This is a genomic window from Nioella ostreopsis (assembly GCF_004000255.1).
GTDB lineage: Bacteria > Pseudomonadota > Alphaproteobacteria > Rhodobacterales > Rhodobacteraceae > Nioella > Nioella ostreopsis.
This window is the reverse complement of record NZ_RCIQ01000044.1, coordinates 1-11,139: the sequence shown is the minus strand read 5'-3', so window position 1 is coordinate 11,139 and position 11,139 is coordinate 1. Positions and strand designations below refer to the sequence as shown.

11 protein-coding genes and 1 pseudogene are annotated in these 11,139 nt (G+C 62.6%); 8 read left to right on the top strand and 4 right to left on the bottom strand.

Going from position 1 to position 11,139, the window contains the following annotated elements; all coding sequences use genetic code 11:
* Window positions 1-213, top strand: a pseudogene (locus EP237_RS22360) (oxidoreductase); the annotation flags it as partial.
* Between the two features lie 368 nt (window positions 214-581).
* On the opposite strand, the gene EP237_RS22355 reads toward EP237_RS22360, so the two are convergent.
* Window positions 582-1,487 carry a LysR family transcriptional regulator gene (locus EP237_RS22355; protein ID WP_164744804.1) on the bottom strand — a complete coding sequence of 302 codons (906 nt, stop codon included), beginning with the start codon at window positions 1,485-1,487 and terminating at the stop codon, window positions 582-584.
* Window positions 1,488-1,596: 109 nt separating this feature from the next.
* Between EP237_RS22355 and EP237_RS22350 the strand changes: the two genes are divergently transcribed.
* From EP237_RS22350 to EP237_RS22325, 6 genes are all read left to right on the top strand, one after another.
* Window positions 1,597-2,772: a cytochrome P450 gene (locus EP237_RS22350; protein ID WP_127563037.1), complete on the top strand. Its 1,176-nt coding sequence runs from the start codon at window positions 1,597-1,599 to the stop codon at window positions 2,770-2,772.
* A gap of 21 nt (window positions 2,773-2,793) precedes the next feature.
* Window positions 2,794-3,117, top strand: coding sequence for a 2Fe-2S iron-sulfur cluster-binding protein (locus tag EP237_RS22345; RefSeq protein ID WP_127563036.1), 324 nt, complete (start codon window positions 2,794-2,796; stop codon window positions 3,115-3,117).
* Between the two features lie 111 nt (window positions 3,118-3,228).
* Window positions 3,229-4,263, top strand: coding sequence for a TRAP transporter substrate-binding protein (locus EP237_RS22340; RefSeq protein WP_127563035.1), 1,035 nt, complete (start codon window positions 3,229-3,231; stop codon window positions 4,261-4,263).
* Complete coding sequence (locus EP237_RS22335; RefSeq protein WP_071692036.1) at window positions 4,263-4,808, top strand: TRAP transporter small permease; 546 nt, start codon at window positions 4,263-4,265, stop codon at window positions 4,806-4,808. The genes EP237_RS22340 and EP237_RS22335 overlap by 1 nt, the downstream gene beginning before the upstream one ends.
* 6 nt (window positions 4,809-4,814) lie before the next feature.
* Window positions 4,815-6,167 (top strand): TRAP transporter large permease, encoded by a 1,353-nt coding sequence (locus tag EP237_RS22330; RefSeq protein ID WP_127563034.1) that lies wholly within the window; start codon window positions 4,815-4,817, stop codon window positions 6,165-6,167.
* Between the two features lie 75 nt (window positions 6,168-6,242).
* Entirely contained in the window at window positions 6,243-7,844 is a 1,602-nt protein-coding gene (locus tag EP237_RS22325) for a GMC family oxidoreductase (RefSeq protein WP_127563033.1), read from the top strand.
* A 30-nt stretch (window positions 7,845-7,874) separates the two neighbouring features.
* Here EP237_RS22325 and EP237_RS22320 read toward each other — a convergent pair whose 3' ends face one another.
* From EP237_RS22320 to EP237_RS22310, 3 genes are read right to left on the bottom strand one after another with little or no spacing between them, the layout of a single operon-like run.
* Entirely contained in the window at window positions 7,875-8,339 is a 465-nt protein-coding gene (locus EP237_RS22320) for a CoA-binding protein (RefSeq protein ID WP_127563032.1), read from the bottom strand.
* A 1-nt stretch (window position 8,340) separates the two neighbouring features.
* Entirely contained in the window at window positions 8,341-8,745 is a 405-nt protein-coding gene (locus EP237_RS22315) for a 2Fe-2S iron-sulfur cluster-binding protein (protein WP_127563031.1), read from the bottom strand.
* A complete protein-coding gene (locus EP237_RS22310; protein WP_127563030.1) occupies window positions 8,742-10,100 on the bottom strand; it encodes a selenium-binding family protein in 1,359 nt (452 codons plus the stop codon). The genes EP237_RS22315 and EP237_RS22310 overlap by 4 nt, the downstream gene beginning before the upstream one ends.
* A 69-nt stretch (window positions 10,101-10,169) precedes the next feature.
* Between EP237_RS22310 and EP237_RS22305 the strand changes: the two genes are divergently transcribed.
* Window positions 10,170-10,937, top strand: coding sequence for an IclR family transcriptional regulator (locus EP237_RS22305; protein WP_127563029.1), 768 nt, complete (start codon window positions 10,170-10,172; stop codon window positions 10,935-10,937).
* The last annotated feature ends 202 nt before the right edge of the window (window positions 10,938-11,139 follow it).

Below are 11,139 nucleotides of genomic sequence, written 5' to 3'. Positions count from 1 at the left end.
ATGGCGCGGGAGCTGCATCCGAAGGGCATTCACGTGGCCTGGGTCAATATCGACGGCATGATACTGAACCCCGGCCGATCCGAGCCTGACGACAGACCCGGATCCATGCTGAGACCCGAGGCCATCGCCCGCAACTACCGCCACCTGATCGACCAGGACCGCAGCGCCTGGACAAACGAGGTCGCCGTGCGGCCTTGGGTCGAGACGTTCTAGAGGCCTGTGAGCAGCGGAACGCATGCATGCTGAGCGATGATGACCTACACCGGCTGGACGCTGCATCATGGGCCATGGCGAGGGTAGGCGCCGGCCTTGAGAGGGCCGCTGCTCGTTTCCTTGCGCGGATGATGATAGCTGCCGCCGAGCCTGCCGATCTTCTCGGGAATTGACGGGATTGCCATCAATCGGCTCTCATGCTGAGCCTGATCGCTGGCAAACCCGCATCAGTTCAGATCCTCCGAACCATCGTGACCGGACGGGCCGACCACAGGCCGCGTGGCGCAGCAAAGGCAACGCCCCGCCTGACCCGGCGGGCCGTTCTCCCTGACATCATGCCAGCCAGCATGAATGTCAGTCCCCTCTACTCAGGCCACATCCCCAAGCGCCTGCTTCACCTCACGCGCGATCAGGTCGCGCAACCAGGAATGGATAGGCGACCGATGCGTGCGCTCGGTCCAGACCAGGGAGATATTGAACGGCGCGGGACAGGGGCAATCGACCATTTGAACCGATCCCCCCAAGGTTTCCCCGATGCGCCGGGGCACCGTCGAGATCAGGTCCGTGCCCGCGATGATGCGATTCAACCCCGCCGGGCTTGGCACTGTCAGCACCTGGTTCAGAACATGTCCCATCCGGTCGAGGTAACGCAGATAGCCCGACCGCCAGCCACCGCCGTAAAGAACAACCGCATGACGCGCGGCGAGGTACGCTTCCAGCGTCAGGGGCGCATTGGCCAGCGGGTTTGCCGGGTCCATGATGCAGACATAGCGTTCGGCCAGCAGATTGCGGCAGTAGAAACCCGCCTGTTCCGTCATCAGCGGGCCGATCAGCACCTCGGCCTCGCCCCGTTTGAGTTGCAGGTGGCCCTGCGAGATGGAGTTGATGGCTTCCACCCGAATATTCGGCGCCTCGTCCCGCAACCGCCGCATGACAAGCGGCAGGATCAACTGCCGTTCGTAGAAATTGCAGGCGATGGTAAAGGTGTGCTCGGCTTCGGAGGGATCGAACGCCTCGGGCGTCGCCAGCCGCTCTATCTCCGCAAGCAGCGATTCCGCCGAGACTGCGATGGCCGAGCAGCGTTCGGTGGCCTCTACCTGTGTGCCCTGGCGGAAGAACAGCTGATCGTCGAAGATACGGCGCAGTTTCTCGATCGTGTAGCTGACCGCCGACTGGTTCACGCCAAGAACCTGCGCGGCGACCGAGAAGGACCGGTGTTCATGCACCAGCCGAAGGGTGCGCAGATCGGCGAAATCAATGTTCAGTGCTTTCATTTGCCAGTCCATCAATAAATTCGATCCAGTCGATCAATTCCATTAAGTTGTTCGATCCGCCAAGGCAAGATAAGCCGGGACGCACAGGACGCGAAGGGAGGATCTCGTCATGCCACTGGCACCCGTCAATGACGCGGTGACGATCACGGAATTGATCGACAACCCCTATCCGTTCTACCGGCAGATGCGCGCGAACAGCCCGGTCGTGTCGGTCAGCGCGGTCAACCGGGTGATGCTGACCAAGGCCGCCGACACCCGCGCGGTGAAGGACGATCCCGAAACCTGGTCGTCCGACGACCCCGACACCCCTATGAAACGCGCCTTCCATGCCCACACGTTGATGCGCAAGGACGGCGAAGAGCATTTGCGCGAACGCAACGCGATGATGCCCACCTTTTCGCCGCGCAATCTGAAGACACTCTGGGGCCCGGCCTATGAAAAGCTGGCGGGCGACTATCTGGACCGGCTGCCAAAGGGCGAGGTCGTCGATCTCTTCCCGACGCTCGCAGGCCCGCTGGCCGCCCGAATCCTTGCGGATATTCTGGGCCTGTCCGAGGCCAGCGACGACGATATGCAATTCTGGTCGCAGGCGCTGATCGACGGGGCAGGGAATTTCGGCTGGTTCGATGAACCGTTCGAACGCGTGGACCGCGCTCATCTGGCGATGGATGCCCTGATGGAGCGGAAGGCGGAGTTCTATCGCGCCAATCCCGATCAAACCGCGCTGTCCGTGATGGTGAATGCCGATGATCCCATCGCGTGGAGCCAGATCGTCGCCAATATCAAGATCGCCATCGGCGGCGGCATCAATGAGCCGCGCGACGCGCTGCTGACGGTTCTTTATGGCCTGCTGACCAACCCTGATCAGTTGGACGAGATCAAGAGGACGGGTCAGTGGGGCTCTGCATTCGAGGAAGCGATTCGGTGGGTCGCGCCCATTCAGGTCAGTTCCCGCCGCGCCACGCGTGACACCCAGATCCGGGGTATCGACATTCCCGCAGGCACGGTGGTGATGACCTGTCAGGCGTCGTCCAACCATGACGAGGACCTGTTCGAGGATGGGCATCTGTTCAACGCCTTCCGGGCCCGCAACCCGCACCAGAGTTTCGGCTCTGGCCCACATCACTGCATGGGCACCCATCTGGCGCGAATGATGCTGGGGAAGATCATGCTTCCAATGATCTTCGACCGCTTCCCGAACATGGAACTGGTGCAGCCCGAAACCGTGGTCTGGAAAGGCTTCGGCTTTCGCGGGCCGCTGAACCTGCCGGTCCGGCTGAACTGAACTCTGCAAGGATTGCCGTACATGCCAAGGCTCACCTTCATTGCATCGCAGGGAACACCCCGGACGGTTGACGCCCGGTCCGGCGACAGTGCCATGCAGACTGCCCTGGCCCATGGCATCGACGGGATCACCGCCGAATGCGGCGGCGCCATGGCCTGCGCGACATGTCACGTATATGTGGCGGATGAATGGACAGACCGGGTTGGCCCCTCGGGCGAGATGGAAGCGGACATGCTGGAATTCGCCGCGTGCGAGGTAACACCCACCAGCCGCCTGTCGTGCCAGATCAAGATGACGGAGGCGCTCGACGGGCTGGTCCTGTACCTGCCCGAAGCACAAGTCTAGTCGATCACGGGACCAATAAACGTGACAACGTCAAGAATTCGCGGTTGACTGAACCGTGGACAAGCTGGCCCGGTCAAGTTCCGAATGCCAGCCACCAAAGGGAGGAAAGACATGAAAACCACTATCGCCATCGGCGCCTTTGCCGCTGTCATGGGGCTGGCCAGCAGCGTCAGCGCCCAGGAACACACGTTCCGCCTGCATCACCTGCTCAGCGCGCAGGCCCCGGCCCACACCCAGATGCTGGAACCCTGGGCCGCCCGCGTCGAGGAACTGTCCGGCGGGCAGGTCGATATCGAGATCTTCCCGGCCATGACCCTCGGCGGCCGTCCGCCCGAACTGATCAGCCAGGCCCGTGACGGCGTCGTCGATCTGATCTGGACTGTGAACGGTTATACCCCCGGTCTGTTCCCACGGACCGAGGTGTTCGAACTGCCCTTCGTCTACGTGAACGATCCCGTGGCCACCAACCTCGCCATGTACGACATGTTCGAAAGCGATCTGCGTCAGGAATACCAGGGTGTCGAGGTAATGTTCCTGCATGTCCATGCCGGCCAGGGCATCCACATGGTCAACCGCGAGGTGCGCAGCCCCGCCGATCTGGATGGCCTGCGGATGCGCATTCCCACCCGCACCGGGGCATGGATCATCGAAGCGCTCGGCGCAACGCCCGTCGCCATGCCGGTGCCGGAACTGCCGCAGGCGCTGCAAACCGGCGTTGTGGACGGGGCCTTCATCCCATGGGAAATCATCCCGCCGCTGCGCATCCAGGAACAGACCGAATACCAGATCGAAGGTGCCGATATGGCGCGCTTTGGCACCACCACCTTCCAGGTGTCGATGAATGCTGACCGCTGGAACAGCCTGCCCGAGGATATCCAGGCTGCGTTCCGCGAGGCCTCCAACCGCGAATGGTGGGGCCATGTGGGCGAAATCTGGCGTGCCTCGGATGATTTCGGCATCAACATGGCGGTGAACGCGGGCAATACCCATGTCACACTGACCGAAGATGAAACCGCCGCCTTCCAGGCCGCTCTGGAACCGGTTGTCGATCGCTGGATCGAAGAGGTGTCCGGCATGGGCATCGATGGCACCGCACTGGTCGAGCACGCTCGCGCCGCCATTGCCGCCAACGCTTCCGACATGTGATGGAGGCGGTTGCCCAAGATACCCGTCGCACCGGCTGGACCGGTGCGGCGGAAACCGTGATCACCACCTGGGCCATCCTGGGTGGGGTCATGGTGCTGGCCGTTGTCCTGATGAATGTCTGGTCCGTGGTCAGCGCGCTGGCCTTCTGGGAAACGCTGTTTCCCGAGGCAGCCATCACCTTTCAGGGGGATTTCGAGCTGACGCAGATGGGCATCGCCATCGCGGCCTTCGCCTTCCTGCCCTATTGCCAGATCTCGGGCGCCAATGTCAGCGCCGATATCTTCACTTCACGCGCCTCGCCCCTCTGGATCGCCATCTTCGCGCTTGTCGCGTCGGTCGTGGCCCTGATCTTCGGCATTCTGCTGCTCTACGCGATGTATGGCGGCATGCTGAGCCAGCGCCAGTACAACTACACCACCGCCATTTTGCAGGTGCCGATCTGGTGGGCCTACCTGCCCTGTCTTCTGTCGCTGGCTCTGCTGGCATTGGCCTCGTTCATCACGCTCATCGAAAACCTCGGCAAGACGACCCGGGGCGGGAACTGACACCCTATGCTTGATCCCATCACCCTCGGGCTGATCAGCCTGGTCGTTCTGATCCTGCTGATCGCAATGCGTATGCCGATCGCCTATGCGATGATCCTTGTCGGAGGTATCGGCACGGTCCTGATGAACGGGCCGTTCACTGTCCTGAACCAGCTCAAGACTCTGGCCTATGGTCAGTTTTCCAATTACGGGCTGTCGGTGGTGCCGATGTTCGTACTGATGGGGGCCATCGCATCCCGCGTCGGTCTGTCCAAGGCGCTGTTTCGGGGCGCGAATGCCTGGCTCGGATGGGCACCAGGCGGCACCGCCATGGCCGCAATTGCGGGCTGCGCGGGTTTTGGCGCGGTGTCGGGATCGTCGCTGGCCACAGCCTCCACCATGGGCCGCATCGCCTTGCCGGAACTCAAGCGCTTCAACTATTCCGGGTCACTGGCCACCGGGTCGCTGGCGGCAGGCGGCGTGCTTGGCATCCTCATTCCGCCCTCGGTCGTGCTGATCATCTATTCGATCATCGTCGAGGCCAATATCGTGACCATGTTCATGGCCGCGATGATCCCCGGCATCATGGCGGTGTTCTTCTTCCTCGTCACCATCCTTCTCTACGTGCTGATCCGGCCAGAGGCGGGCCCCAAGGGCGGCGCGGCGGATCGGGCCGAATTCATCGCCGCCACGCTTGGCGTGCTGCCCGTGGTCGGTATTTTCGCCCTCGTCCTCGGCGGCATCTATGGCGGGTTCTACAACCCCACCCCCGGTGCGGCCATGGGGGTGTTTCTGGTGGCCGTCTACGGGCTTGCCCGGCGCAGCCTGTCCTGGGTCGACACGATCGAAAGCCTGAAGGAAACCGCGCAGACCACCGGCATGATCTACCTGATCCTTCTGGGGGCGGAACTGATGAAGATCTTCATGTCCCGCATCCGGATGCCGCAGGCCACGGCGGAATGGATCTCCAGTTCCGGCCTTGAACCGATGACGGTGCTGATCCTGCTCCTGATCGCGCTCGTGCTTCTGGGCTGCCTGATGGATTCCCTCTCGATGATCCTGCTGGTCATCCCGTTCTTCTGGCCGGTGCTGGTCGAACTCAATGGCGGGCTTTATGCCTTCGGCCCAGACACCGGCTTCGGGATGAGCACGGAGGAGCTGAAAATCTGGTTCGGGATATTGGCGCTGATCGTTGTCGAACTGGGGTTGATCACGCCCCCCGTCGGAATGAATGTCTTCGTCATTTCCGCGCTCGCCAAGGACACGCCGATGATCGACACGTTCAAGGGCGTCATGCCCTTCTTCGGGGCCGAGATCGTGCGCGTCGTGGTGCTGATCATGTTCCCGGCAATTGTTCTCTGGCTGCCGTCGGTGTTGTAGCGCCGGGGGCCATGTCCCCCGTTTACCCCGCTGGAAAAATCGGAAACTCTGCCAGAAACGGCGAGGGGCATGCAGATGAAAGACTACGGACAGTTCGACTACGTGATCGTGGGCGCAGGCACGGCGGGCTGCGTTCTGGCCAATCGCCTGTCCGAAGACCCGCGCGTCAGCGTTCTGCTGCTGGAGGCCGGGGGCCGCGACACATACATCTGGGTAAAGATCCCTGTGGGCTACCTCTATTGCATCGGCAATCCGCGGACCGACTGGATGTTCCAGACCGAGGCGGAGCCGGGGCTTGGCGGGCGCTCCATCCTCTACCCGCGCGGGCGCATTCTGGGGGGCTGTTCGGCCATCAACGGCATGATCTACATGCGCGGTCAGGCGCGCGACTATGACCAGTGGCGGCAGATGGGCAATGCCGGTTGGGGCTGGGACGATGTGCTGCCCTATTTTCTGAAATCCGAGGATCACTTCGCCGGCGCGTCCGAGCACCACGGCGCGGGCGGGGAATGGCGGGTGGAACAACCCCGGCTGAGCTGGGAGATTCTCGACCGGTTCGCAGACGCCGCCGAGGCTGCCGGTATCCCCCGCACTGACGATTTCAACCGGGGCAACAACGAGGGCGTGGGCTATTTCCAGGTCAACCAGCGGCGCGGCTGGCGCTGGTCCACGGCGCGCGGATTTCTGCGCCCTGCCAGCGACCGGCAGAACCTGACCGTTCTGACCGGCGCACAGGCGCAGGGGCTGATTCTGGAGGGGCGCAAGGCCACTGGCATCCGCTTCCTCAAGGATGGTCAGCCCGCGATGGCGAAGGCGGGGCGAGAGGTGATCCTGTCAGCCGGTGCCATCGGGTCACCGCAGATCATGATGCTGTCGGGGATCGGACCGGGGCAGCATCTGCAGGATCACGGGATCGCCGTGGCGCATGACATGAAAGGCGTCGGCGGCAACCTGCAGGACCATTTGCAACTGCGCCTCTCCTATCGGGTGGAAGGCGTGAAGACGCTGAACCAGATGGCCTCCACTCTCTTCGGAAAGGCGAAGATCGGGCTGGACTATGCGCTGAGACGCCGGGGGCCGATGTCGATGGCGCCCTCTCAACTCGGGGCCTTTGCCAAGTCGGATCCCGCGCTGGAAACACCCGATCTGGAATACCACGTCCAGCCGCTGTCCCTGCCAAAATTCGGCGAGGATCTGGACCCGTTCCCGGCCTTCACCGCGTCTGTCTGCAACCTGCGACCGGACTCGCGTGGCGATATCCGCCTGAAATCCCCCAACCCGGCCGATGCCCCCGCGATCCGGCCCAATTACCTGTCCACCGAGGCCGACCGCATCACCGCCGCGCGGTCCATCGAGCTGACCCGCCGGATCGTGGCACAGGCCCCGCTGGCGCAGTTCAAGCCGCAGGAAATTCGCCCCGGCCCTGAATACGCGTCAGAGGCCGAGCTGATCGAGGCCGCGGGCCAGATCGGCACGACCATCTTCCACCCCGTCGGCACCGCGCGAATGGGGGACGGCCCCGGGGCGGTCGTGGACACTCAATTGAAGGTGCACGGGATGGGCGGGCTGCGCGTCGTCGATGCCTCGATCATGCCGACGATCACCTCGGGCAACACCAATTCACCCACGGTCATGATCGCCGAGAAAGCGGCTGACATGATCCGCTCGGATCGCTGAGCGGATCGCCCTCACCGGCACCGTCCGGGATCAGATCGCCAGATCGAGGCGAGGTTTCCAGAACGGGCGGAACAGCTCGATCTTGGGGCAGCGGTTCATCACCACTTTCAGGCCGGCCTCTTCGGCCAGCGCCGCCGCCCGGTCGTCATAGACACCGATCTGCCCCCACAGCACCTTGGCCCCGATGGCAATCGCCTGTTCGGTAATGGCGTAGAGCTCTTCCTTGGGGCGGAAGACCTCGACCATGTCAACCGGGCGGTCGATCTCCTGCAGCGAATGAAACACCGGAATGCCGCGAATCTCGGTCAGGTTCGGGTTCGGATTGACCGGGATCATGTCATATCCCGTTTCATGCAGGACCCGCAGCACGCCATAGCTGAACTTGGTCTTGTCGGCGCTAGCGCCCACCATGGCGATGGTTCTGACTGATTTCAGGATATCGGCAAGAAACTTCTGGTCGTAGTCGTAAAGCTCGTCAAGCGCGGTTGCCGGCATGTCATTGGTCCTTGTTTTCTTGTCCTGCGGCTTCGCTGGCCGAGGGCCGGGACGTTGCGATATCCGCCTTCAGCTCATGCGGCTCCAGCGGATCCAGAAACGGGTTTCGGTACAGCTTGTCATGGCTGTCGACGCCGATCTCCAACGTGCAATCGGTGACGGCGCGGGCGACGCATAGCAGGACGTAGCCATTGTTGATCTGTCGATTGTTCAGGGCCACCTGACGGCGCTGATCCACCTCCCCCGCGGTCAGTTTGGCCGCGCAGGTAATGCAGCCGCCGTATTTGCAGCCATAGGGCAGATCGACCCCCTGTTCGCGCAGGGTATCGAGCAGCGGGCGGCGGGCCTCGACCCGATAGGTCGCACCGCCCCTGTTGGCGAGCGTGATGGTCCGGGTTTCGGTCACAGCCAGATATCGCTGGTACAGTCGCCACCGGGGTAGCGGGTTTCGTGGCAGCGGCTCGGCCCGTTCGGTTCCTTGCCGAAATCGACGATGAAATCGGGGTTGATCGTCATGCCGCCGTTTTCCACATCGCAATCGATCATCACCATGACTCCGCCTTTTTCGCGGATTTCGGGGTAGAACTGATTGTCCCAAGTGGAGAACAGCGACGTGGTCACATAGAGGCGCCTGCCGTCCAGCGAGAGCTGGAACATCTGTGGCCCGCCCGCGACGTCGACGCCATTGACCTGAGGCGCCTTGCCCAAAAGCCCGCCCATCCAGACCTGACCGGTCAGTTTCGGGTTGTGCGGATCGGTAATGTCATACTGGCGCATGTCGCCATGCAACCAGTTGTTGAGATAGAGGTACTTGTCATCCATCGACACGAGGATCGCGCTCATCACGCCCGGCACCGGGATGGGCCATTCGGGATGCGGTTCGTTGTCCACGTCGATGATCTTTTCCCATTCCCATTTGCCTGCCTCGGACTTCCAGAAATGGATGACATTGGTGGACAGCGCCGCACCGCAGAAGCCATGGGTGCTGTCGGGATCGTGCAGGAACTTGACCTCCAGCGGGATCAGCCCGTCTTCGCCCAGATACATGCTCTCGATCGGCCTGCGCTTCTCGAAATCCCAGATATGCAGCTCTCGCCCGTATTTCAGGTGGCCGACCTCTTCCAGATCAAAGCCCGGCATGAAGGTGTTGGGCGCGGCCCATTCGGAACTGATCATCACGTTGTGGCGGGGCTGATACCAGAAATCATAGCCGAACTTGATGTCGCCCATGGTCTCTTCCCACCGGCCGACAATCTCGAAATCCTTGTTCAGATGCAGATAGCCGCCGGGCGCCTCGCCCTTCGCGTCACCAAGGAAAGAGATGATGATCTCGGACCCGAGGCAATGCACGGTGTGAGGCCCGCTGAGATTGGCCTTGGCCTTGATTTCGGCCCCGTCGATCACCTTGTGCAGACGCGGCGCGTAGGGATCGGTTGCCGTGTCGATGACGTGGATATTGTTCGACCGCACGCCCGGAACCAGCAGGTATTTGCGCGCCATCGAGCTGTCATCGTGGCATGAGGAACAGGCGTTCCAGCCCATGTGATGCAACTCGTCTCCGATACCGGGCATTTCCAGCCGGTGGATGACCTGGCTATAGGTCGGGCTGTCGGGGTCCGCATCCACCGTCGCAAGGTAATCCGGTTTCTGAATGCCGGTGCCGGTGTAGATGGCAATCGTGTAGAGCAGTTTTTCGCGGGGGGCCTTGATGGCCTCGGCCGGGCTTGCATAGCCCGGTCCGCAACATGCGCCGTCCATCATCACATTCCTCCCTTGCGACCAAGACATCCTTCTCGTACATCGAGAATAGGATTCTCACAAAGTAAAAATATGCATCTCGAACGCCTCACCCTTATTCTCGAAATCGTCGGCCAGAAGGGCGCGGCCACGGTGGCCGAGATCTGCGCCCATTCAGACCTGCCCAAGCCGACCGCCTACCGGCTGGTGCAGGATCTTGTCGGGGTCGGCCTGCTGGAACCCGTCGGGGGGGGGCGCTTCGCGCTCGGCACCCGGTTGAAGCGGATTACGCATAGCGACCAGTCCGATCGCGCGCTGCTGGATCTGATCGCCCCGGTCCTGAAGCAGGCCGCCACCGAGATTGGCGTCGCGTTCTTCCTGTCGCGTCTGCGCGGCAGGTCGGTGGAGATCATCCATGTGGAAACCCCGGACACGGGCGTGTCCTATCTGCATCCTGGCCTGGGCAAGCGGCCGTTGCACGCCTGTTCCTGTTCCAAGGCCGTCGCCGCCTTTTCGCCGGACGTCTTTCCGACCGGCGAGATGGAGGGCCGGTTGCGCGCCTATACCGAGTTTACCCTGACAAGCGTGCAGGATCTGGAAGCCGAGTTCGACATCATCCGCCAGCGCGGCTTTGCCGAATGCGTGGAGGAGATCGAGCGCGGCATGTGCTCGGTCGCGGCCCCGCTTGCGCCAAGCGGGCCGGGGGCCACGCTGTCCATCGGTGCGACGGGATCGACGCGGGTGTTCGCCTCTGCGTTCCGCGAAGAGCTCGGCCCCAGGATCGCCCGGATCGCGCAGGGACTGTCGGCAGACCTTGGCTGGGATGTGGTGCAGGACAGCAGGACGCCGACCGCCTCCTGACGCGTGCGTTTCGGCCCGTATTCCACGCCGATGCCGGAATGCCGACACTGTGTACCCAGTGGCGGTCCGCGCGCCCGGTCTGGAATGTAAAGGAAACGCCCGCCGGATGATCCGGCGGGCGTTTCTTTTGCGTGAGGCAGGGGTCTGGTGGACCCGGATCAATACACGACGACCGACCGGATCGACTCGCCTGCGTGCATCA

Bases quoted from the DNA above. Each gene is read 5' to 3' on its own strand.
- EP237_RS22355 (WP_164744804.1), bottom strand. From the start codon at position 1,487: ATGAAAGCACTGAACATTGATTTCGCCGATCTGCGCACCCTTCGGCTG.
- EP237_RS22350 (WP_127563037.1), top strand. From the start codon at position 1,597: ATGCCACTGGCACCCGTCAATGACGCGGTGACGATCACGGAATTGATC.
- EP237_RS22345 (WP_127563036.1), top strand. From the start codon at position 2,794: ATGCCAAGGCTCACCTTCATTGCATCGCAGGGAACACCCCGGACGGTT.
- EP237_RS22340 (WP_127563035.1), top strand. From the start codon at position 3,229: ATGAAAACCACTATCGCCATCGGCGCCTTTGCCGCTGTCATGGGGCTG.
- EP237_RS22335 (WP_071692036.1), top strand. From the start codon at position 4,263: ATGGAGGCGGTTGCCCAAGATACCCGTCGCACCGGCTGGACCGGTGCG.
- EP237_RS22330 (WP_127563034.1), top strand. From the start codon at position 4,815: ATGCTTGATCCCATCACCCTCGGGCTGATCAGCCTGGTCGTTCTGATC.
- EP237_RS22325 (WP_127563033.1), top strand. From the start codon at position 6,243: ATGAAAGACTACGGACAGTTCGACTACGTGATCGTGGGCGCAGGCACG.
- EP237_RS22320 (WP_127563032.1), bottom strand. From the start codon at position 8,339: ATGCCGGCAACCGCGCTTGACGAGCTTTACGACTACGACCAGAAGTTT.
- EP237_RS22310 (WP_127563030.1), bottom strand. From the start codon at position 10,100: ATGATGGACGGCGCATGTTGCGGACCGGGCTATGCAAGCCCGGCCGAG.
- EP237_RS22305 (WP_127563029.1), top strand. From the start codon at position 10,170: ATGCATCTCGAACGCCTCACCCTTATTCTCGAAATCGTCGGCCAGAAG.